This window comes from Dyella nitratireducens, assembly GCF_014642835.1.
GTDB lineage: Bacteria > Pseudomonadota > Gammaproteobacteria > Xanthomonadales > Rhodanobacteraceae > Dyella_B > Dyella_B nitratireducens.
In genome coordinates, this window is sequence record NZ_BMJA01000006.1 from 227,136 (window position 1) to 249,216 (window position 22,081).

Genomic DNA, 22,081 nt, shown 5'->3' on the forward strand with positions numbered 1-22,081 from the left:
CTTTACTCCGTCATGACGCTGGCGGGAATGCGCCGGCTGCGTTTTTCTTCCAGGGTGGCCGGGCGGATCTGGCCGCGCTCCGGCACGAACACCACGTTGTTGTCGGCTTCACGGCTGTTGACGAAGTGCTGGAAGCGCTTGCGCGTCTGCGGATCGGTGACCGCTTTTTTCCACTCGCATTCGTAGGTATCGATGACAAGCTGCATCTCTGCCTCGAGTTCGGCGGCAATGCCCAGCTTGTCGTGCACGATGACCTCCTTGAGGTAGTCCAGGCCGCCTTCCAGGTTGTCGCGCCATACGCTGGTGCGCTGCAGGCGATCGGCGGTGCGGATGTAGAACATGAGGAAGCGGTCGATGTACTTGATGAGCGTGGGCGTATCGAGATCACCCGCAAGCAACTCGGCATGGCGCGGCTTCATGCCGCCGTTGCCGCAGACATACAAATTCCAACCCTTTTCGGTGGCGATCACGCCTACGTCCTTGCCCTGCGCTTCGGCGCATTCGCGCGTGCAGCCGGACACGGCCATCTTCAATTTATGCGGTGAACGCAGGCCTTTGTAGCGGTTTTCCAGATCAATCGCCGTGCCCACCGAATCCTGCACGCCGTAGCGGCACCAGGTGGAACCCACGCAAGACTTCACCGTGCGCAGCGATTTGCCATACGCATGGCCGGATTCGAAGCCGGCAGTGATCAGCTCCTCCCAGATCACCGGCAGCTGTTCCAGACGTGCACCGAACATGTCGACGCGCTGGCCGCCGGTGATCTTGGTGTAGAGACCGTATTTCTTCGCAATCGCACCCACGGCGATCAGGCCATCCGGTGTCACCTCACCGCCCGGCATGCGCGGCACCACCGAATACGTGCCGTCCTTCTGGATATTGGCGAGGAAGTAATCGTTGGAGTCCTGCAGCGAAGCGTGCTCTTTCTGCAGCACGAACGCGTTCCAGCAGGAAGCAAGAATACTGGCCGCCACCGGCTTGCAGATATCGCAGCCAAGGCCTTTGCCATGGCGCGCGAGCAGTTCGTCGAAGTGCTTGATACGCTCGACGCGAACCAGGTGGTAGAGCTCCTGCCGCGAATAAGCGAAGTGCTCGCACAGGTGGTTGTTCACCGCCAAGCCCTGGCGCTTCATTTCCGCCTTCATGATCTGCGTGACCAACGGTACGCAGCCGCCGCAGGTCGTGCCGGCCTTGGTGATGGTTTTCAAATCGCCGATGGACGTCGCGCCCGCGCACACCGCGTCGCAAAGTTGTCCTTTGGAAACGTTGTTGCATGAGCAGATTTGCGCAGAAGCCGGCAGCGTATCCACGCCCAGGCCCGGCTTGGCGTTGCCATCCGGCGTAGGCAGGATCAGGAATTCCGGCGACGCCGGCAGTTCGATGCCGTTGAGCATCATCTGCAACAGCGTGCCGTATTCGCTGGCATCGCCCACCAGCACGCCGCCAAGCAGCTGTTTGCCGTCGCCGGATACCACCAGCTTCTTATAAACCTGCCGGCGCTCGTCGCTGAACTGATAGCTGCGGCTGCCGGGCGTGGTGCCATGCGCATCGCCCAGGCTGGCCACGTCCACACCCATCAGCTTCAACTTGGTGGACATGTCGGCGCCGACAAACTCCGGAAGCTGCAATACATGCTTGCGTTCCAGCAGTGCGCATAAATGCGCAGCCACCACGCGGGCCATGTCGTAGCCCGGCGCCACCAGGCCAAACGTCTTGCCACCCCAATACGCGCATTCGCCGATGGCGTAGACGTCCCAATCGCGCGTGCGGCAATAGTTGTCGACGTGAATGCCGCCGCGTTCACCGACGCCCAATTCGCACTGGCGCGCCAGCTCATCACGCGGGCGAATACCGGCGGAGAACACGATCATGTCGGTATCGAGATAGCTGCCGTCGGCGAACTTCATGCGATGGTGCGTGTCGTCGCCATCGACGATTTCCAGCGTGCTCTTGCCGGTATGCACGGTAACGCCGAGCTCTTCGATCTTCCGCCGCAGTATCTGGCCGCCGATGTCGTCAACCTGTACCGCCATCAGGCGTGGCGCGAATTCGACCACATGTGTTTCCAGCCCCATATCGCGCAAGGCTTTCGCGCATTCCAGGCCGAGCAGGCCGCCACCGATGACCACGCCACGCTTGGCATGCATGCCCCAGGCCTGCATCGCGAGCAGATCGTCGATGGTGCGATACACGAAGCAACCGGCGCGCTCGTTGCCCGGAATCGGCGGGACGAACGGCTTTGAACCGGTGGCGAACACTACTTTGTCGTAAGTAAGCACTTCACCATCGGCAGTGGTGATGCGCTTCTGCTGGCGATCGATGTGCGCGGCACGCGCGGCCAGACGCAGCTGTATGCCTGGCTGATCGAAGAAGCCCGGCTCGACCAGCGAGAGATCCTCCGCGCTTTTGCCGCTGAAGAATTCAGACAGATGCACGCGGTCGTAGGCGGGCCGGCCTTCCTCGCACAACACCGTGATATCCAGGCCGGGCGGCTGACGTTCCATCAACTCTTCCAGCAGCTTGTGCCCGACCATGCCGTTGCCGATTACGAGCAGTTTCATTGTCATAGGCAGCGCCCTCCCCGTTTAAGCCGCGAGCTGCGATGTCGGCTGATCCTGGCCGATCGCTTCCCGGTAAAGCTGTTCTTCGCGCGCCGTGTGCTCGGCGCTAAAACGCACTGCCAGCGCGCACAAGGAGCCGGCGATCACGAAACCGCCAAGCAATGCGAACGTGTGCGGCACCGAACCGGTGCTCTTGAGCAGAAAACCCGCGGCCACCGCGCCGACATTGCCGCCGGCACCGATGATCCCCGCCACGCCACCCAGTGCCTTGCGATCAACAAATGGCACCAACGCGTACGTGGCGCCGCATGCCATATGCGTGAACAAGCCGAAGGCAATCATCGCCACGACAGCAAGATTGGCGGCCTGTGCGCTGGAGAACCAAAGTAAACCCAAGCCTTCGCACAACATCAGCGCGCACAGCAGCAAGCTGCGTGCACCCAAGCCGTGACGAAAGGCCAGGCGATCGGATGCGATACCGCCCACGGCGCGCGCGAACAACGCCAGCAGGCCAAAGCTGCCGGCAGCCAGACCCGCATGCTGCAAATCCATGCCGAAGCGATCGACGTAGTAGCTGGCCGCCACGCCATGCACGAACAGCTCGATGCCGAAGCAACCCGCATAGGTCACGAACAGCATCCATACGCGGTAATTCCTCGCCGCGGCAAGGAACACCTGCCATCCGCCGGCCTTGCCGGATTCCGGCAGCTCACCGTGCGCGCGCAAATCACGGTAGTCGCCCTGCGGGCAATCCTGCGCATAGCGCCAATACAAAGCCGCCACGATCAACATCAACACGCCCGGGACGAACATCGCCGCACGCCAACCCAAGGCGTGCGACACACCCAACGCCATCACGGCACCAAGCAGCCACGGCATCACCGATTGCGCGACACCGCCACCGGCATTACCCCAGCCGGCAGCGGCAGCATTGGCGGTGCCCACCACGTTCGGCGCGAACATCACGGAGGTGTGGTACTGCGTGATGACGAAGCCCGCCCCCGCGACACCGATAGCCAAGCGAAAGAACAGAAACGTGGCGTAGCTATGCGCAAAGGCAATGCCGAACACCGGCAGCGCACCCATCAGCAACAGCCACGTATAGGTGCGCCGGGGCCCGAAGCGATCGCACAACGGACCGATGATCAGCCGTCCAAACACGGTCACCGCCACCGCGGCGATGCTGATGTTGGCGAGCTGATCCTGGCTCAAATGAAACTCGCCCTTGATCAGCGGCATCAACGGCGCTACCGCAAACCAGGCGAAGAAGCAGACGAAAAACGCCAGCCAACTCAAATGAAACGCACGCATGGATGGCGTGCGCAGACGAAACAGTTCAATCCGCGTAGCTTTGCTCGACATGCCCTACCCCACGCTAAAGACTTGCCCGGCACTGCAAACCCGTCCGTCGCGACAACGCTGATCGGCAGGCCTTTATGCATGACGCGTTGCATCATGCATGCCAGCGGGGTAACTGCCGGTTTTCCTGGGGTTTTTACGTAGGAATTACGCGTTAGGCCACTTCTCCGCGCACCAGTGGAGGGCTAAACGCCGCTTGCTTGCACCGTTGCAGTGCAGCAAGTGGAGCAAGGTGAGGGCGTCGCTGGTGACGCCTCACATACTCAATGCAGCGGAGGGACGTATTTCACGGCGGGCTTGGCCGTGCCCAACACGTCACTGATCTGCATTCCGATCTGCTCGAAAAACCACCCCATCAATTCCTGCCTGATGGAGATGCGCCCGTCGTTTTCGCTTTCGGGGGTCATGCCATAGGTGATCTCTGCCATCAGCCTTAGATGGACGCTGATGCTGGAAAGCTCGCGGAAGCCGTCCTCGGGCAGCAGATAACCGTGCGCTGGCTCTGCGTTGTTATCTTCCATGACTTCCTCTCTTGGTTTCAAAAAAACGCGTCATACATAATGATGCGAATTTAGTTGACGCCCGCGCGAGCGTCAAGCATGATTATTTACATCATGTTGAATGAAGCACAAACAACGTTGGCCCATGTCGCGGAAGTCCGCCTCGGACATCCCTTCCGCGGCGCCATCCCGGAAGTGCCTGATGGCTCAGTCCATGTCGTGCAGATCAGTGACTTGAGCCGAACCGGCCTGAAACATCGCACCGATCTGCTGACCACCGAACTGCCCGGCCGCAAGCAGCCGGACTGGCTGCTCGATCAGGACGTACTCTTCATCGCCCGCGGCGCACATACCTATGCCAGCCTGATCACCGATCCGCCCCCGTGTACGGTGTGCACGCCCCATATCTACATCATCCGCGTCACTCAACCCGATCGCCTGCTGCCGGCCTTCCTCGCCTGGCAGTTGAATCAACCACCGGCGCAGCGCTATTTGCGGCAATCGGCGGAAGGAAGCCGCCAGCTCAGCATTCGGCGCGGCGTGCTTGAACAGACGCCAATCCGCATCCTTCCACTCGCCCAGCAGCATGCAGCCGTCGAACTGGACCGCCTCGCAAACGCCGAGCGCGGCCATCTGGAAACGCTCATCAAAAACCGCGAAACCGAACTCGCGCTGCTGGCCGAGCGCCTGCTTGCGTAACCCCACGGAAAACCCATGAACAACCTCGACATCCGCCAGGACACCATCAACAACGCCGTATGGGCCGCTTGCGACACCTTCCGCGGCACCGTGGATGCCAGCGTGTACAAGGAATACGTGCTGACCATGTTGTTCCTGAAATACGTCTCCGACATGTGGCAGGACCACTACGACGACTACAAGGCCAAATACGGCGACCATCCGGAACTGATCGAGGAAATGCTCAAGACCGAGCGCTTCGTACTGCCGCCGCAAGCCAACTTCTACGCGCTGTACGAGCAGCGCCACCTGCCCGGCAACGGCGAGCGCATCGACAAAGCACTGCATGCCATCGAAGATGCCAACGTCAGCAAATTGCACGACGTATTCCAGGACATCAGCTTCAACGCCAACAAGCTGGGCGAGGAACAACAGAAAAACGACATCCTGCGCCTGCTGCTGGAAGACTTCATCAAACCCGAACTCAACCTGCGCCCCAACCGCGTCGGCCAGCTCGACATCATCGGCAACGCCTACGAATACCTGATCAGCAAATTCGCCGCCGGCGCCGGCAAGAAGGCCGGCGAGTACTACACGCCACCCGAAGTATCCACGCTGATCGCGCGCCTGATGGAGCCCAAGGAAGGCGACGAAATCTGCGACCCCACCTGCGGCTCCGGCTCGCTGCTGATGAAATGCGGACGACTGATCCGCGAACACACCGGCTCGCGCAAATACGCGCTCTCCGGCCAGGAAGCCATCGGCGGCACCTGGGCCATGGCAAAAATGAACATGTTTCTGCACGGCGAGGACAACCACAAGATCGAATGGGGCGACACCCTGCGCAACCCGAAACTGCTGGACGGCAACGGCCTCAAGCATTTCGACATCGTGGTCGCCAATCCGCCGTTCTCGCTTGAAAAGTGGGGCCACGAAAACGCCGACAAGGATCCCTATCACCGCTTCCGCCGCGGCGTGCCACCCCGCACCAAGGGCGACTACGCCTTCATCCTGCACATGATCGAGACCATGAAGCCCAAGACCGGGCGCATGGCCGTGGTCGTACCGCACGGCGTGCTGTTCCGCGGCGCTGCCGAAGGCCGCATCCGCCAACAGCTGATCGACGAAAACCTGCTGGACGTGGTCATCGGCCTGCCGGAAAAACTGTTCTACGGCACCGGCATTCCCGCCGCCATCCTGGTCTTCCGCAAAAAGAAACAGGACGACAACGTACTGTTCATCGACGCCAGCCGCGATTACCAGGACGGCAAGAACCAGAACTACCTGCGCGAGAGCGACCTGCAGCGCATCCAGGACACCGTCAATGCACGCACGAACGTCGACAAGTACGCCTACCTCGCCAGCCCGAAAGACATCGCCGATAACGACTACAACCTCAATATTCCGCGCTACGTCGATACCTTCGAAGAAGAGGAAGAGATCGACCTGATGGCGGTGCGCAAGGAGCGCCAGCAGTTGAAGGCGGAGTTGGTCAAGTTGGAAGAACAGATGGCGGTGTATTTGAAGGAGCTGGGCTATGAATGAGAAACAAGGCCTAGTGGACAGGCACCGCTTCTTTGAAGAGCTTCGCCAAGCGGCCAGTACGAGCAAAACATCATGGTCAGAGCAATCACTGGCCGGCGTGTCGATGTACCAGTCCTGTCACCACGTCACAGCTGTGATCCAACGAACCCCATCGAGCTCTCCGGCACCCGCCGACAACCATTTCGAGGATGTCCTCGATATGGTCAACGGACCCGACTTGACCATTTCGAGGACATCCTCGAAATGGTCGGCATGCCGCCTCAAAAAAGGTCTAGGAATCTGAGACCATGGGGATATCCGTGGCCGAAGCAAAAGCTGTCGTCGCCGAGTTCCGCAGAGAGTATCCTGCGGTCGAGGCCGTTACCTTTGTTGTGAAAGAAACCCAGGAGGACATCTATGGGCCACAAGCCACTAAAGAAAACGTCGGAGTCATCCTCGGCGGCTACTTCCCAGGAACCGTCGACCGAGCAGGTCGTTTTTCTGGAGGACGATGTGATTTACCCGTTGCCTCCCTACATTCTTTATCGGACTTACGACGATCCCTCCATCACGAGCTACTGGGACACTTTGCACTCAACACTTTCACTCCCGAAGAAAAACGAGCAGTCCTGACCGCCATAGCTAATACCCGTTCCCAAGAGGGAATCGCTCCTATCTGGGAGCAGGTCGATAAGAACTACGCTTGTTTCTCAACTCGTTATTCACCAGATGAAGCAGAGCTGCGCAAGGCCGAAGAGGTCTATGCCACCGCGTGCGAATACATCCGCTCAGATCGCCGTACTGATATTGGCGCAGGCTTAAAATCACTACGCGAAACCTGCATCGAACGCACCCGCCCGATGCTGGCTACCGATCTTGCTCGCATTACTGAAATGGTCGCCGAAGGGCTGCGAGACCGCACCCGCTCGCAGCAGACGTTTCCACGCGAACCGAGCGCTCAATTTTTTATGGCAGAGAATACGGAGCGTGTGCTTTTCGGCAAAAAAGGAAGCCATCTCAAGGAATTGAATCAATGACCCAGCGCAAATCCGGCCAGCCACCCAAACTTGCGTCCACCTGCACCGAGACCGCCATACCGACTGGCCAGGGCGAACTGGTCTTGTACGCAACCGATGACGGGGCGGCCCAGTTCTACCTTCGTGCGGAGGGCGAAACCGTTTGGCTGACCCAATTGGAACTGGCCGAGCTATTCCAGACATCTGTCCCCAACATCAATATCCATATAAAAAACGTGCTGGCCGAAGGGGAACTCCAGCCAGGGGCAACTATTAAAGAAGACTTAATAGTTCGCGACGAGGGCAGCCGCCAGATTCGCCGCCCGCTCAAGCTCTACAACCTCGACATGATCCTGGCCATCGGCTACCGCGTGAAATCCCCGCGCAGCACCCAGTTCCGCCAGTGGGCCACCACCCACCTCAAGGAATACCTGGTCAAGGGCTTCGTGCTGGACGACCAGCGCTTGAAAGACCCGGGCAGCTGGGATTACTTCGATGAGCTACTGGAACGCATCCGCGACATCCGCACCTCGGAGAAGCGCTTCTACCAGAAGGTGCGCGACGTCTTCGCCCTGTCGGTGGATTATCGCGATGACGAAGACGCCACCGGCCAGTTCTTTGCCATCGTGCAGAACAAGATGCTGTTCGCTGTTACACAGAAAACCGCCGCGGAGATCGTGGTGGAGCGCGCTGATCCCACCCAGCCCAATATGGCCCTCACCAGTTGGAGCGCCCACCGCATGCGCAAGACGGACGTGATCGCTGCGAAGAACTACCTTACCCAGCCCGAGCTTCAAGCATTGAACCGCATCGCCTCGATGTTTCTGGACTATGCCGAAGACAGGGCCTCACAACGTCAAGACATGCACATGGATGACTGGCGTCAGTACGTGGATCGCTTCGTGGAATTCAATGAACGGCCGCTGCTGAAAAATGCCGGCAGTATCAGTAGCGAGCAGATGCAAAAGATTGCGCACGAACGGTATGAGCTGTTCGATGCCAAGCGCAAGCAAGCCGAGGCGCTAGCAGCGGACGCAGAGGACATCAGGGAATTAGAAGAAATGGACAAAAAAAGTAGCAAGGGAAGCAAGCATGGTTCCTAGAGGCTGGCACACCAAGACGATCGCGGATTTTTGCGAATTTCAGAACGGTAACGCTTTTGGCCCCGACGGCCGAACGATACCTTGAGGCCTTACGCAGCGAAAAATCCTCTCTCATGCAACAACTTCTGACCGGCAAACGCCGCGTCCACATGCCCGTGCAAGCCGAGACCATCCCCGCATGAACGACAGCGCCGCCCCCGACACTCGCGAACAACTCAGCGCGCACATACCCGCGCTGCACCTGCTGGTGAACCTGGGCTGGCGCTATCTGCGCAGCGCTGATGCGCTGGCGCTGCGCAGCAATACGCGCGAAGTGCTGTTGAAACCGCGGCTGATCGAAGCGTTGCAAACCCGCCGCTTTGAGTACAAGGGCAAAAGCTATCTGCTATCCCCCAGCGCCATTGACCAGATCGTGCGCGAACTGTCATCGCTACCGCTGGGCGATGGACTGCCGGCCGCCAACGAGCGCCTGTATCAATTGCTGGCACTGGGCATCACCGTCACCGAGTTCATGCCGGACGGCAAGAAGCATCAGCCCACCATTCCGATCATCGAATGGAAAGAAGCTTCCGCAAACCTTTGGGATATCACTGAAGAATGCGAGGTGCTTTCGGCGCAAGGCACGCATCGCCGTACGCCGGATATCGTGGCCTACGTCAACGGCCTGCCGCTAGTGGTGATCGAAGCCAAGCGTCCGGAGTCGGGGCACGCCGGCAAACCGATGGTCAACGAAGGCATCAGCCAGCACCTACGCAACCAGCGTCAGGATGAAATTCCGCAACTGTATTCGTATGCGCAGCTGTTGCTGGCGATCAGCATGACCGATGGCCGCTACGGCACCACGCTGACGCCGGCCAAGTTCTGGGCACGCTGGCGCGAAGAAGAGTGGGACGACCGACATCTGCACGTCATCAAAAATCAGCCGCTGTCCTCCGAACAACGCACCGCGTTGCTGGCGAACAAACCCGCCTCGCTGCGTCGAGACTGCGAAGCGCTGTGGTCACAACCGATGCTGCCGACGGAGCAGGATCGATTGTTGGCGGGGCTGCTGACTCCCGCTCGCCTGTTGGAATTTCTGCGCGGCTTCGTGCTGTTCGACCGCAAGACCGGCAAGATCGTCGGGCGTTATCAGCAGTTTTTCGGTATTCGCGCCTTAATGGCGCGCATTCGCCAGACGCGTCCGGATGGCGGACGCGAGGGCGGCGTGTTGTGGCATACCACCGGCTCGGGCAAAAGCTTCACCATGGTGTTTCTCACCAAGGCGCTGTTGCTGGATGAGGCGTTGCAGGAATGCCGTGTGGTGGTGGTGACCGATCGCATCGATCTGGAAGCGCAGTTGTCGCGCAACTTCATCACCGGTGGTGCGTTCGGTTCGGCCATCGCGACGAAAAAGGAAGGTGAACGCAGCAAGGCCACCACCGGCCGCGACCTGGCCCGGCGCATTGGCCAAGGCACCGAGCGCATTACCTTCTCGCTGGTGCAGAAATTCAATACGGCTTCCAAGCTGCCGGAATGCCATAACGATTCCGCCGACCTAATCGTGTTGGTGGACGAAGGACATCGCAGCCATGGCGGCGAGACGCATGAACGCATGCGCAAGGCGCTGCCGAAAGCAGCGTACCTCGCCTTTACCGGTACACCACTGCTCAAAAACGAAAAGGCCGCCAACAAATTCGGCCCGATCGTGCACGCCTATTCGATGCAGCGCGCGGTGGAAGATGAAACCGTGGCGCCGCTCTTGTACGAGGAACGCATACCGGAACTGGATATCAACGAGACCGCCGTCAACCGCTGGTTCGACAAGATCACCGCCGGCTTGTCAGAAGCGCAGAGCGCCGATCTGAAAAAGAAGTTCGCCAGCAAGCAGGCCATTTACGGTGCGGCGAACCGCATCGAGCTGATTGCCTGGGACATCGCCACGCATTTCGACCAGAACGTCAAGCAGCTGCAGCCTGGGCTGAAAGGCCAGGTGGCCACCGACAGCAAATGGGACGCGGTGCGCTACCAGCGCGCGCTGGACGAAACCGGCTTGGTGAGCAGTGCCGTGGTGATGTCGCCCCCCGACACTCGCGAGGGCAACAGCCAGGTGGATGAAGACACGCTGCCCGAGGTGCAGAAGTGGTGGAAGCAAACGATCACGGATCGCAAGCGCCATCCTGATAAATACGAGAAGGATGTCATCGAGGATTTCAGCACCGACGGCGAACCCGATCTGCTGATCGTGGTCGACAAGCTGCTGACCGGCTTCGACGAGCCGCGCAATGCCGTGCTCTATATCGACAAGCCACTGAAGGACCACAACCTGATTCAGGCCGTGGCGCGCGTGAATCGCCTGCACGATACGAAACGCTACGGCGTACTGGTGGATTACCGTGGCATTTTGCCGGAGCTGGATACCGCCATCCGTGCCTACCAGGATCTGGAAGCGCAGACCCAGGGTGGTTTCGATGTCGCGGATATCCAGGGGCTGTATCGCTCCTTCAGCACCGAATACAAACGGCTGCCTGCGCTGCACGCCCGGCTATGGTCGTTCTTCAAAGGCGTGGCCAATCGCCATGACACCGAACAATTCCGGCAGATACTCAGCCCGCGATTTGTCCCGGATGGGGAAGGCGGCGAGTACGACGAGCGCCAGAAGTTGCGCGATGATTTCTCCGTCGCCTTGACCGAGTTCGGCTTGTGCTTGCAGACGGCTTTGTCGTCACGCAGCTTCTTCGAGGATGGCCATTTTTCCGAAGACACCATCCGCCAGTACAAGCAGGATTTGAAGCGTCTTTCCGATATACGGCAGATGGTGCGCCGGGATGCCATGGAAACCGTGGATTACAGCGTCTACGAGGAACAGATCCGGCGGCTGGTGGACAAACAGGTGATCGGCAAGGAAATACGCGAGCCGGAAGGGGTTTATGTGGTGCACGAACTCGGCCGAAAAGAAACGCCGGAGGAGTGGTCGGAGGAAAAGACCCGCAACGAAACCGACCTGATCAAGACACGGCTGCGCAAGACGATCGAGCAAGACCTGGCCGACGATCCCTACGCGCAAAAGGTATTTGGCGAACTGCTGCGCCGGGCCATCGCCGAAGCCGAAGCGATGTTCGATCATCCGCTGAAGCAATATGCCTTGTTCAAGAAATTCGAAGCGCAGATGGAATCCGGGCAGGTGCCGGGCGTTCCGCAGCCATTGGAGAACCAGCCCAGGGCGCGGGCGTACTACGGTGTGCTGCGCCTGGTGCTGGGCGACGCCATGGACCCGACCGATGATGCCACGGTCGACCGCTTCGTCAGTCTTGCACTGGATATCGATACGGCCGTGCGCGATGCCGTCGCCGAGAATTCCCTGAATCCTCAAAGCATCGAAGCCGCCATCCACCAAAGCCTGCTGCCGCGCCTGTTCGCCCTGATGGGCCTGGACAATGCCCGTGCTGCGGTCGATCACATCGTACAGGTCGTGCGAACCGAACTCAGTCGCCGATGAAAACGTCGGTGGCGCCCAGCGAACGGCTCGTTCTCGCTTACGGTGACCGCAAGATCGCCTTTGACATACGCCGTTCTGCAGCACGTAAACGACGAAGTATTGCGATCCACGTCGAGCCGGATGGCAAAGTACGGGTCGATGCTCCGATGGATGCAACATCGCCGGCCATCCGAAAAGCACTCACGCGCCGGCTCGGCTGGGTTCATCACCAGCTCACGGACATCGAAAACCGCCGCCGCTGGGTCATGCCCAGGGAATACGTCAGTGGGGAGACCGTTCTCTATCTCGGGCGGCGCTATCGCCTGAAAGTAATTGACGCTGAAGATCACCCGCTTACCCGGCTCCGTGGCGGTTATCTGGAAGTGCATGTGGGCGATCGATCACCATCATGGGTTCGCGACGAACTCGATCGATGGTGTCGCGATCGCGCCAAGCATGTTCTGACAGAGCGGCTCACCAACATGGCAGGTCAGCTGCGATGGGTACGAGAAATCCCGCCCGTGACGATTCGAAGCATGATGCGGCAATGGGGCAGCTGTTCGCCGAAAGGGCGCATCGCCCTCAATGTAGCCTTGATCTGCGCACCCGCCGAGTGCGTGGATTACGTGCTCTTGCACGAACTCTGCCACCTGAAGGTTCGTAGCCACAGAGCGCCGTTCTACCGCCTGCTGGAGGCACACATGCCTGACTGGCGCCGCGTCAAGACACGCCTGGACAATATGGCTGATCAGATACTGAGAAATTAGGATCTATTGACATCGAGCTGCCACCAATACGCAGCGCGTAGGCTGGGGTGCAAACCCTGATATATCCCCACGTTTTTTGCGTTATCCCAGCGAAAAAGCTGGGGTTCAGGTCAATATTGTTTCAGCGCGAACCGTCATTCCGGCGAAGGCCGGAATCCATCGCCAGTACGAAGCATGGATTCCGGCCTTCGCCGGAATGACCACTGGCTTCGAAACAAACTTCATGCAAACCCAGGACTTCTCTGGCATAACGGGGAAAAATGTGGGCATATCTCAGAGTGCAAACCCCAACATTCTCGTCCCGATCAACATGGCGATGTTTGGATTTACACTCAATCTACGCTGAAATCATGTGACCGTATCGCGGTACCGCACCGATGGTTAGAGGGGATGCATGGACATTCGCGTAGACGATCTTTCAAGTGCCTCGACCCAGGCGCTTTTGCATCTACACCTGGCAGGCATGCATTCGAATTCGCCACCCGGGCAAGTGTTCGCACTCGACCTCTCTGGCCTGACGTCACCGAACGTCACGGTGTGGAGCGTGTGGAATGGTGACGACATCTGCGGCATCGGGGCGCTGAAACAGCTCGATGCAAGCTCGGGCGAAATAAAGTCGATGCGCACGCATCCGGATTATCTGCGGCGCGGCGTAGCGGCTGCACTGCTGGAACACATCATCGATGAGGCGCGAGTGCGCGGCTTGCACCGGCTATGCCTGGAAACCGGTAGTGGTCCAGCGTTTGAAGCGGCGCTTTCTCTTTATCGGCGACGCGGCTTCGTTAATGGTGAAGCCTTCTCCGATTATCAAAAGAGCGACTTCAATCAGTTTCTGCATTTGGCGTTATAGCTTCGTGCTCAAACGCACATGTACGGCGACGGCCGTCATTCCCGCTTTCGCGGGAATGACGGCCAAGGAAAAATATCTCGCCAGAATGTTAGAACTTCGCCCTCAACTCCACCCCAAAGGTGCGCGGTGGCGTGATGGTGGCATACGGCGTCCCGAAATCATTGGTGCTGTCATTACCGATGCTGACCACATAGCGCTTGTTGAACATATTGTTGACGTACACGCCAACGCCCCAGCGCTCATCCGGCGTATGCCAATCCAGTCGTGCATCGGTGCGCTGCGTGGCCGTGCCCACACTGAACAACGGTGTGCTCAAACACGTGCCTTGAACACCGGAGTCGGCATTGCAGCGCGTGCGGCCACGGTACGCGTACTGCATGTTGAGTTCCAGGTTGCCGTGGTAGACGTCGAACCAGGTGTAGTCAAAGCCGGCCGTGGCCGAGAAGAACGGTTCGCCGGTCGGCTGGCCATCCAGGCTCACGCCGGAGGTCGAGGTGCCGTGGGTATAGGTGCTGTCGATATACGCGCTGGTGAAGTTCAATCGCAGCGCCTGCACCGGTTGCCACTGCGCTTCGACATCCAAGCCATGCGCATGCTGATCGCTGGTCATCACCGTATAGAACGGCACCCCCGAACCATTGAAGTTCGAGTTGAGCACGGACGACTGCAAATTCGAATAGCGGTAGTAGTAGGCTGACGCGTTGAGCAGCAGGTTGTATTCGGGGAAGACCGCTTTCACGCCGGTTTCGTAGTTCCACACCTTTTCCGGTGCATACAGTGAGCCCACCTGCAGGCTGTTGTAACCGCCCGCCTTGTAACCCTTGGTGGCCGAGATATACGCCATGAGGTCGGGGGTGAACTTGTAGCTCAGCACCGCGCGGGGGCTGAAGTCATGCCAGCTGTGCCGGGTCGCTACCCATTGGCCGACTGCATTGGGAAAGATGATGTTGCTGCCGAAGGCACCCAGCGCCTGCTGGGCTTGCGGCGGAAGGAGATCATAGATGCCGCTGGCGACAAGTGCAGCCACCGTCTGGTCAAACGCCGTCGCCTGACGCGGTGGTGTGTACCAGGTGAAGTCTTTCTGATCTTCGGTATAGCGCAAGCCGGTGGTCAGATCGAGCTGATCGTTGAGGTGCCAGATCACGTCGCCGAAGGCCGCATATGCCTTGAACTTGCCGACGTTGTTGATCTCTTCCCGCCACGGATCGCCCAGCAGGCTATACGGCAACCCGAGGGCCTGCAGGCCTTGGGTAATCTCAGTCAACGGCAAGCCGAGCCCGTCCACGTTCTGCGCCAAGGTATCGAGGCTGCTTGTGTTGGTGTTCACCTGGCTGGTCTGGCGTGCCTGCTCCGAGTAGAAACTGACGCCGGAAACCCAATCCATCAGGTCGTTGTCACCCGCCAGCTTGAACTCCTGGTAGTAGCTGTTGTTGTGCTCGATGTTCGCCGTATCCAGATAGCTGACGACGTGATCGGTGCCGTCGTTGTCTTCGTCGTTGAAAGTGTTGAAGTGACGCCAGGCAGTGGTCGACGTAAAGCTGCCCCAGGAGAACGAGTGATCGACGATCAAGGTCGAGCCATCGAAATGCCGCCATTCGCGCGCCTGGATGGCATCGTTGTAGAGTGGTGCGGTAAGCGGATTCAGATACGTGGCGGGATTGGGCGGATAAGGCGGGCGCTCGTTGGTGTCGCTGGAGAGCGGTATCAGGCCAACGGCCGGGCGTGGCGGCTGATCCAGGCGCTCGTGATCCCACGACCACAGCACGCGCGTATCCGGGGTGATGTTCCAGCGGTACACGACGCGGGTGCCCCAGTCGTCGTTCTTGCCGTAGTGCTGGCCGTTGGCCTGGTCGCGGATCCAGCCGTCGCTCTGGTTGTCGAGCACGCTGATGCGCAGGGCCATGTCCTTGTTGAGCGGGATGTTGACCAGCGCATCCTCATAGCGCTCGCCCTCGTTGCCATAGCGCAGCACCACTTTGCCCTCGAACTTGTCGGTGGGCTCGTTGGTGACGATGGAGATCGCGCCACCTGCTGCATTCCGGCCGAATAGCGTGCCTTGCGGGCCCTTCAGCACTTCGATGCGATCGATGTCGTTGAAGGCGAGCAAGGCGCCACCGGAACGCGCCGCATAAACACCATCGATATACACACCCACGGCCGATTCGGTACCGATGCCGAAGTCGCTGGTGCTGATGCCGCGCAACGAATAGTTGGGCTGCGTCGGTTGACTGCCGTCCACCACCAGGCCCGGTACGAACAACGAGATCTTGCTCAGATCGGTGGCCGCTTGAGTGTTGATCTGCTGCGCGGTGAGGATCTGCAGCGCTATCGGCACCTGTTCCATCTGCTGAGTGCGGCTTTGGGCTGTCACCGTGATGTTGCCGAGCTGCTGGGCTTTGGCGGCATTAGCTGTCTGCTGGCCCGCTTTTTTCGCCGCGGTGGTGTTGCCGGTATCCTGCCCTGTCCCATCGGCCATGGCCGGTGCTGCTGCAAACAACCACAATGCCGCGCCGCCATAAAGCGCATGGCGCAGAGTCGCGGACAACTTACGTGGACGCATCTTCATGTTATCTCCCCTCATCGTGGCATCGCGATGAACGCGCGATGCGTATCGTCTATTTGACGCTCCCCTCACCCGACAAAGCCCCGTGCCTGGAGAGCACACCAAGCTTCACCAACAACACTGCCAGCACGACACATGCCGAAAAACAGGCCGCCAACAGCGGCACATGCCGCACGTCGTTGCCATGCACGGTCAACGACGTCACCAAAGGCCCAAACCCGCTGCCCACCAGCTGTGCCGGCGGCACCAACATGGCAATGCGCCCGCGCGGATCGATATCGAAAGCTAGCCGGATGTGGAACGGCATCTGGAACAGCCACAGGAAGCCGAACACCGCGCACAGCACTGCAAAGGCCAACGTACTGTGCGCAGGCAACCGATACATGGTCATGCCTAGGGCGGCGAGGGCCAGCGCGCTCACGATCAAGGCTTGCGACACTTTTCCCCAGCGCACGCTCAAGGATGCCGCACCACCGCCGACGATCTGCATGATCAGCACGAGTGCTGCAAGCGTGTTGATCGACATGCCGATACCGGCAGCGTTCGCCACCGGCTCGAGATAAGCCCACAGCGCTCCGATGGCGCTCATATGCAGAAAAGGCACCAGCAACGAGAAAAACCCCGTCCATGAAACGATGGATGGCTGGATGTCTTCCGCATGCATGCCCAATTTTGCAGGCAGGTGCGAAGCAACCAACCACGGCAGCACGCAAAGTATGGCAAGCAGCACGAAGGGCTCGCCCCAACCCAGCGACGCGATGGATACCTTGGCGAGCACCAAGGCGGCAGCTGCCTGCACCGCCGTCTGCAGCGTGAGGAAAACACCTGCCAGTCGATCCGGTTTCGGCGAGCGGATGATGATCATCGTCGCGATCCAGAACAAACAGGCTTCGGCAAGCCCGGCCGCAACGCGCCACGCTATGCAGACCAGGTCACCGCGCGCCGTCAACGTCATTAGATTGATGGCGATCAGCAACACACTCGCCACCAGCGCCACCGTGCGAAGGTGATTCAGAGGCAACCATTTCTCGGCGATGATGGTGCCGATGCCCAATGCGAAGATCTCCCCCATGGCCACCATGCCGACGCCTTCCATCGAAATTCTCTGCTGGTCCACCAGCGCTCCCAGCAGCGCCGGCTGCAAGCCGAGCACCAGCAGCGCGACGCAGCCGATGATCAACGCAGCAGCAGTTTCGGAAGACTTGAAGTGCACCGAGACCGATGTATTCATGGATGTGTTCCGCCAAGGCATGTTTGGCATCGCGACATGACGCTCCCCCTCAGTAACCTTTCACTTCTTCCGGCAGTAGTCCTTGCGCGAAACGTTGCGCGGCTCGCTTTTGATCCTTCTTCAACCGTCCGTTGGCAATGTGGCAAACCCACCATGGCAGCGTGTGCAGGGGCATACCTGTCGCCTTGGCGAGTACATAGGCTTTGGCGCATTTCTCCAGCAATTCGGCGTTGAGCACGAGGCGGTGCACGGTGTTGCCGAATACCGAGACGTCGTGCTCGCCGGCCCATACGTTGCCACCGGTCGCAAGAGTTGGCTGCGCACGCGCCTGCAGATCATCGGTGTGATGAAACATCGGCACGACCGTGGCGCCCAGGTGCCTGGCCTGCTCATCAAACAGCTGCGGAAGCTGGCCACCGAAGCTGCCGAGCATGCGCCCGAATACACCGCCTCCTAGCGCAATGGCTCCCACATCGGCGCGTGCGGCGTAAACGGCAGCGTGTCTTGCATGTTCAAGGCTCGGTTGGGTGGATAGCGACACGCGCACCGGTTCGTCGTCCGCTGTGGCGATCAGCATGTCGCCTGCATCGGGCAAGCGGACGGAAACACTGCCACCTGCGCCAAGCAGATGCTTCTCATCCAAGCGTCGCATGGCATCGAGGAGAAGGTTCTCAAGCGCCATGGCTATCACACCAGTTTGAATACGTCTTCGAAACGATTAAGCGCGTCGTCGATCACATCGTCGGTGTCCGCGAGACTGGTGTAGATACGGCTGCCCGCCAAAGTGATCACCCCGTGCGCGGTATAGGCCGCCCCCATTTCCTCCATCATGTGCTTGCGCGCTTTCGCTTCGTTCTTCGCGCGAACGAGCTTGAGCAGGTTGCTGGTATCCAACAGCATCACGCCGGATGTCTGCAGATGCACGATAGAGCCCATGTTGTAGGCAACATAAGGCAGGCCGAAGCGTTCGATGATCTGTTCCAGACCTTGCCGCAAACGATCACCGGCACGGCCTGCCTTCACCGCAGCTTGCGTGCGTTGCATCTCGAGCAGGGCGTAGTAGCCGGCCGCGCATGACAAGGGATTGGCGGTGAGCGTGCCACCCACGAACGCACGCTTGGAGGTGGTGCCGATGCCGCCGACCAGCATCATCATGATGTCGCGCCGACCGCCGATGCCGCCCGCCATGGGGTAGCCGCCGGTAAGGCATTTGCCGAGTATGGTCAGGTCGGGCTTGATGCCGAAATAGCCCTGCGCACCGCCCATGCCGGCGCGAAAACCGGTGACCACTTCATCGAAGATCAGCAGCGCATTGAATTCATCGCACAGCTTGCGTAGCTGGGCATTGAAATCCCGCGTTGCCGGTCTGGTGCCGCTTTCCGGGCCGAACGGCTCCACGATGATGGCCGCCGTGCCGCCGCGCAGGCGGTTCCACATCAGCTTGCGGCGTACGGCATCCAGATCATTCGGCAAGCTTTCCTGCGTTGTGGCGGTGGCACCGCGCGGAATGCCGATGGCCTCCATGCGGCCGGTGTTCGGCAGTCGCATGCCGTACACCATCTGGTCGCTCCAGCCGTGATAACCGCCGCCGATCTTGATCACGCGTTTCTTGCCGGTATAGGCGCGCGCCAGGCGGATCGCGCCCATCACGGCTTCCGTGCCGGAGCCCATCATGCGCAGCATCTCGACGCCTGGCATGACCTGGCACACCAGCTCCGCGAGTTTTACTTCGTATTCGTGCAGCAGTCCGGTGATGGGGCTGCACTCATGCAACAGCGTTTGCACTTGCGCGAGCACGGGCTGGTAATTGGAGCCGAGCAACGTCGGTCCGCCGGCTTGCAGAAAGTCGATATAGCGATTGCCGTCCACGTCTGTCATATGCGCGTCGCGCGCGTCGCGGATCGCCAGCGGGAACGGATAGTTGAACGCCAGGTTGTGCTGCACGCCGCCCGGAATGACTTGCTTGGCCTGCTCGGAGAGGCGCTTGGAACCCTGGCAGCGGGTTTCGAAATAATCGAGCACCTTGGCCATCGCATCGCGGCGGATCGGCCGGATGGGCTGCTTCACCAGCGCATCAAAACGCCGATAGAGCGAATCGGTATCCGGCCATTGGGAAATCGCGCTGTCGGCGATGTCGACGGACGCATTGTGGAAGTTCATACGACCATTTCCTGGATGGGTTGAGCATCAAGCGTCGCCAGCAGATGCTGTAACGCGGCCTGCTGCGATGACAGCTGCTCGGCGCGTGCGGCAATGCGCGTGCGCAGGTAGTCGAGCGTCAGCCTTTCGAGTGCCGAGATGGCGCGCAATGCACGCTCAGCGCTGGTGCCACAGCAGATGGCGCCGTGTGTGCGTAGCAGATAAGCGTTGATATCGGGCTGCAATGCCTTGGCGAGCTTGCTCGACAGCCACGCCGTGCCCGACGGCGCATAACCCACCACTCGCACTTCATGGCCGAGCAAGGCGCGATCTTCATCGCCACTCACCGGCACGGGTTGCCCAAGCAAGGTGCACGCACTCGCAATCGGCTGATGCGTATGGATGCTGGCGCAGCAATCCGTACGGGTACGCAACAACTTGGCGTGCATCCCCGTTTCCACCGAGGGCTTGCGATCACCGTCTACTTTGGCCAGATCACGCAACTTCAACACGCAAACATCTTCCGCCGTCATCTGGTAATAGTCCGTGGCGGATGGCGTGACGACGATGTGCTCATCGTCGACTTTCAACGCAAGGTTGCCGCCGGTCGCGGCAAAGTAACCGTGATCGGCCAACATCACGCTCATCTCGACCACTTGCTGGCGCGCACGTTGGAATTTCATCGCGGCGTACTCTGGCTATGGTTGATACGGCGATAAAGGGGCGCGAGGCGCCGATGCAGCTCCTTGAATGTGCCAAAGCGATCGTCATACAACTGACGCATGGCCTCGCGCGGTTCGAATCGCCACTTGCGCCGGCACAGATCCGGCACGTCGTTGAACGACAACTTGCCCAGACCGATACCTGCGATAAAAGCAGCGCCCAGGGCATTGGCCTGAATCGGCGCAACCGGTTGCTCGATCACCATGCCGGTGACATCCGCCATGATCTGGCACCACACGTTCGACTGGCCGCCACCACCCACCACGGTCATCGGCGCGCCTTTGTCGCAGCCGACGAAAGCCAGCATGGGCTCCAGCATCCAGCGCGTGTTCAAGGCCACGCCTTCGAGAAACGCGCGAATCATGTCTTCTCGCGTGTGTTCCAGCGAGAGATTGAACAGGCCGGCGCGCAGGTGACGATCATCCACCGGCGTGCGCTCGCCCTGCAGCCATGGCAGATAGATCAGCCCGCGCGCACCGGCCGGGACGCGATCGGCGATGTGATCGAGCAGGGGGTAGACGTCCGGCCGCGATTCATCCGGCGTCAGTTCGTCCGCATGAAAAAGGATGCGATCGCGCAACATGGTGAGGTTGCTGCAGGCCGCCGATTGCACGGCCATGGCCAGATAGCGATCTTTTCTCGCGCACGGCACCGAAGCGATGAACGCACCGAGATTCGTGTGCTTTTCCGGCACATGGGCGGCGATCCAGGAGGATGTACCGAGATACAGATGCAGCTCGCGATCACGCACCGTGCCGGCGCCGATCGCCGCGGCGGAGTTGTCGACGGCACCGGCAACGACGCGTGTTGAAGGCGAAAGCCCAAGCAATGCCGCGACGTCTGGCATCAACGGGCCGATGACATCGGTGGATGGCAGCAGCTCCGGCAAACGCGCGCTGTCAACCTCCAGGACGCGCAGCAGTCCTTCGTCATAGCGTATGCGCGAAAGATCGCGGTTATCGGTCGCCCAGGTGGTGAGCGCTGAGTCGTAAGTTGCGCAGAAACGGCCGGTGAGCCGCAGATTCATGAAATCGAGCGGACCGAGAAACTTGTGCGTGCGGTCGAACAGCGTTCTGTCGTGATCGCGCAGCCACGCAATATGCCCGGCTTGATCCTTGCCGGACAGCGATGGCGCGCCGCCTGTAAGCCGCAACCAGCGCACCAGTTTCAGTGGTCCATAACCTTGGATGTTGAGCCATTTGTTGCGTGCACGGCGCCGGATGGCATCGGAGCCACGCATATCCAGCCATAACATGGCGCGCGCAAGCGTGTTCCCATGCTCGTCCACCGGCACGGTGCATTCGTGCAACGCGGAACAGCAAACTGCCATCACGCGGCTGCGAAGCCGTGCATCCGTTGCCAGCAATTCCTGCGCGGCGCCGAGAAACGCCTGCCACCAGTCCTCGGCATCTTGCTCTACGCCATATTCGCCAACAAGATGCAGGGGAACCGGCCGAAACGCCCAGGCCTGCACGCTGCCGTCGAGCGCCACCAGCGCGCATTTGCAGCCCGACGTGCCCAGATCGACCGCCAAGACCAGGCGCTCGTCGCTGGAAGACACGGCAGCCTGTTGCACGCTCGGCATCGTCTATCATCCCCAAAAAGCTAGTTAT

At 60.0% G+C, this 22,081-nt stretch carries 18 protein-coding genes; 9 read left to right on the forward strand and 9 right to left on the reverse strand.

From position 1 onward, the window contains the following. Window positions 1–2: 2 nt before the first annotated feature. From nirB to IEX75_RS22795, 3 genes are all read right to left on the reverse strand, one after another. Window positions 3–2,561, reverse strand: coding sequence for a nitrite reductase large subunit NirB (nirB, locus tag IEX75_RS22785; RefSeq protein ID WP_188798115.1), 2,559 nt, complete (start codon window positions 2,559–2,561; stop codon window positions 3–5). Between the two features lie 24 nt (window positions 2,562–2,585). Beyond that, window positions 2,586–3,923: an MFS transporter gene (locus tag IEX75_RS22790; RefSeq protein ID WP_188798116.1), complete on the reverse strand. Its 1,338-nt coding sequence runs from the start codon at window positions 3,921–3,923 to the stop codon at window positions 2,586–2,588. A gap of 260 nt (window positions 3,924–4,183) precedes the next feature. Beyond that, the gene (locus IEX75_RS22795; RefSeq protein WP_188798118.1) at window positions 4,184–4,441 is read right to left on the reverse strand and encodes an XAC0095 family protein; all 258 of its coding nucleotides are present in this window, start codon (window positions 4,439–4,441) and stop codon (window positions 4,184–4,186) included. Between the two features lie 78 nt (window positions 4,442–4,519). On the opposite strand from IEX75_RS22795, the gene IEX75_RS22800 reads away from it, so the two are divergent. From IEX75_RS22800 to IEX75_RS22840, 9 genes are all read left to right on the forward strand, one after another. Beyond that, window positions 4,520–5,119: a restriction endonuclease subunit S domain-containing protein gene (locus tag IEX75_RS22800; RefSeq protein ID WP_229721041.1), complete on the forward strand. Its 600-nt coding sequence runs from the start codon at window positions 4,520–4,522 to the stop codon at window positions 5,117–5,119. Between the two features lie 15 nt (window positions 5,120–5,134). Continuing rightward, a complete protein-coding gene (locus IEX75_RS22805) occupies window positions 5,135–6,643 on the forward strand; it encodes a type I restriction-modification system subunit M (protein WP_188798120.1) in 1,509 nt (502 codons plus the stop codon). Beyond that, window positions 6,636–6,926: a hypothetical protein gene (locus IEX75_RS22810; RefSeq protein ID WP_188798122.1), complete on the forward strand. Its 291-nt coding sequence runs from the start codon at window positions 6,636–6,638 to the stop codon at window positions 6,924–6,926. The genes IEX75_RS22805 and IEX75_RS22810 overlap by 8 nt, the downstream gene beginning before the upstream one ends. A 16-nt stretch (window positions 6,927–6,942) precedes the next feature. After that, window positions 6,943–7,659, forward strand: a complete 717-nt coding sequence (locus IEX75_RS22815; RefSeq protein WP_188798124.1) for a hypothetical protein — start codon at window positions 6,943–6,945, stop codon at window positions 7,657–7,659. Next, entirely contained in the window at window positions 7,656–8,741 is a 1,086-nt protein-coding gene (locus IEX75_RS22820) for a virulence RhuM family protein (RefSeq protein WP_188798125.1), read from the forward strand. Before IEX75_RS22815 ends, IEX75_RS22820 begins: the two co-directional genes overlap by 4 nt. A gap of 178 nt (window positions 8,742–8,919) precedes the next feature. After that, a complete protein-coding gene (locus IEX75_RS22825) occupies window positions 8,920–12,216 on the forward strand; it encodes a type I restriction endonuclease subunit R (RefSeq protein ID WP_188798127.1) in 3,297 nt (1,098 codons plus the stop codon). Further along, window positions 12,213–12,962 carry a M48 family metallopeptidase gene (locus IEX75_RS22830; RefSeq protein WP_188798129.1) on the forward strand — a complete coding sequence of 250 codons (750 nt, stop codon included), beginning with the start codon at window positions 12,213–12,215 and terminating at the stop codon, window positions 12,960–12,962. The genes IEX75_RS22825 and IEX75_RS22830 overlap by 4 nt, the downstream gene beginning before the upstream one ends. Window positions 12,963–13,038: 76 nt before the next feature. Continuing rightward, the gene (locus IEX75_RS22835; RefSeq protein WP_188798131.1) at window positions 13,039–13,308 is read left to right on the forward strand and encodes a hypothetical protein; all 270 of its coding nucleotides are present in this window, start codon (window positions 13,039–13,041) and stop codon (window positions 13,306–13,308) included. A 48-nt stretch (window positions 13,309–13,356) separates the two neighbouring features. Continuing rightward, entirely contained in the window at window positions 13,357–13,812 is a 456-nt protein-coding gene (locus tag IEX75_RS22840) for a GNAT family N-acetyltransferase (RefSeq protein ID WP_188798133.1), read from the forward strand. 88 nt (window positions 13,813–13,900) lie between these two features. On the opposite strand, the gene IEX75_RS22845 is transcribed toward IEX75_RS22840, so the two are convergent. From IEX75_RS22845 to IEX75_RS22870, 6 genes are read right to left on the reverse strand one after another with little or no spacing between them, the layout of a single operon-like run. Further along, complete coding sequence (locus IEX75_RS22845; RefSeq protein WP_188798136.1) at window positions 13,901–16,378, reverse strand: TonB-dependent receptor; 2,478 nt, start codon at window positions 16,376–16,378, stop codon at window positions 13,901–13,903. 49 nt (window positions 16,379–16,427) lie between these two features. After that, on the reverse strand, window positions 16,428–17,606 hold the full coding sequence (locus tag IEX75_RS22850; protein ID WP_188798138.1) for an MFS transporter: 1,179 nt from the start codon (window positions 17,604–17,606) through the stop codon (window positions 16,428–16,430). A gap of 49 nt (window positions 17,607–17,655) precedes the next feature. Then, the gene (locus tag IEX75_RS22855) at window positions 17,656–18,288 is read right to left on the reverse strand and encodes a class II aldolase/adducin family protein (RefSeq protein WP_188798141.1); all 633 of its coding nucleotides are present in this window, start codon (window positions 18,286–18,288) and stop codon (window positions 17,656–17,658) included. Window positions 18,289–18,293: 5 nt separating this feature from the next. Further along, on the reverse strand, window positions 18,294–19,766 hold the full coding sequence (locus IEX75_RS22860) for an aspartate aminotransferase family protein (RefSeq protein WP_188798143.1): 1,473 nt from the start codon (window positions 19,764–19,766) through the stop codon (window positions 18,294–18,296). Then, the gene (locus tag IEX75_RS22865; protein WP_188798145.1) at window positions 19,763–20,428 is read right to left on the reverse strand and encodes a class II aldolase/adducin family protein; all 666 of its coding nucleotides are present in this window, start codon (window positions 20,426–20,428) and stop codon (window positions 19,763–19,765) included. The genes IEX75_RS22860 and IEX75_RS22865 overlap by 4 nt, the downstream gene beginning before the upstream one ends. Then, a complete protein-coding gene (locus tag IEX75_RS22870) occupies window positions 20,425–22,053 on the reverse strand; it encodes a xylulokinase (RefSeq protein WP_188798147.1) in 1,629 nt (542 codons plus the stop codon). Before IEX75_RS22870 ends, IEX75_RS22865 begins: the two co-directional genes overlap by 4 nt. Window positions 22,054–22,081 lie beyond the last annotated feature (28 nt).

Coding starts and splice junctions, on each gene's coding strand:
- IEX75_RS22820 (WP_188798125.1), top strand. CDS start 7,656: ATGACCCAGCGCAAATCCGGCCAGCCACCCAAACTTGCGTCCACCTGC.
- IEX75_RS22845 (WP_188798136.1), bottom strand. CDS start 16,378: ATGAAGATGCGTCCACGTAAGTTGTCCGCGACTCTGCGCCATGCGCTT.
- IEX75_RS22840 (WP_188798133.1), top strand. CDS start 13,357: ATGGACATTCGCGTAGACGATCTTTCAAGTGCCTCGACCCAGGCGCTT.
- IEX75_RS22825 (WP_188798127.1), top strand. CDS start 8,920: ATGAACGACAGCGCCGCCCCCGACACTCGCGAACAACTCAGCGCGCAC.
- IEX75_RS22850 (WP_188798138.1), bottom strand. CDS start 17,606: ATGAATACATCGGTCTCGGTGCACTTCAAGTCTTCCGAAACTGCTGCT.
- IEX75_RS22855 (WP_188798141.1), bottom strand. CDS start 18,288: ATGGCGCTTGAGAACCTTCTCCTCGATGCCATGCGACGCTTGGATGAG.
- IEX75_RS22830 (WP_188798129.1), top strand. CDS start 12,213: ATGAAAACGTCGGTGGCGCCCAGCGAACGGCTCGTTCTCGCTTACGGT.
- IEX75_RS22800 (WP_229721041.1), top strand. CDS start 4,520: ATGATTATTTACATCATGTTGAATGAAGCACAAACAACGTTGGCCCAT.
- IEX75_RS22865 (WP_188798145.1), bottom strand. CDS start 20,428: ATGAAATTCCAACGTGCGCGCCAGCAAGTGGTCGAGATGAGCGTGATG.
- IEX75_RS22810 (WP_188798122.1), top strand. CDS start 6,636: ATGAATGAGAAACAAGGCCTAGTGGACAGGCACCGCTTCTTTGAAGAG.
- IEX75_RS22795 (WP_188798118.1), bottom strand. CDS start 4,441: ATGGAAGATAACAACGCAGAGCCAGCGCACGGTTATCTGCTGCCCGAG.
- IEX75_RS22860 (WP_188798143.1), bottom strand. CDS start 19,766: ATGAACTTCCACAATGCGTCCGTCGACATCGCCGACAGCGCGATTTCC.
- IEX75_RS22870 (WP_188798147.1), bottom strand. CDS start 22,053: ATGCCGAGCGTGCAACAGGCTGCCGTGTCTTCCAGCGACGAGCGCCTG.
- IEX75_RS22805 (WP_188798120.1), top strand. CDS start 5,135: ATGAACAACCTCGACATCCGCCAGGACACCATCAACAACGCCGTATGG.
- nirB (WP_188798115.1), bottom strand. CDS start 2,561: ATGAAACTGCTCGTAATCGGCAACGGCATGGTCGGGCACAAGCTGCTG.
- IEX75_RS22790 (WP_188798116.1), bottom strand. CDS start 3,923: ATGTCGAGCAAAGCTACGCGGATTGAACTGTTTCGTCTGCGCACGCCA.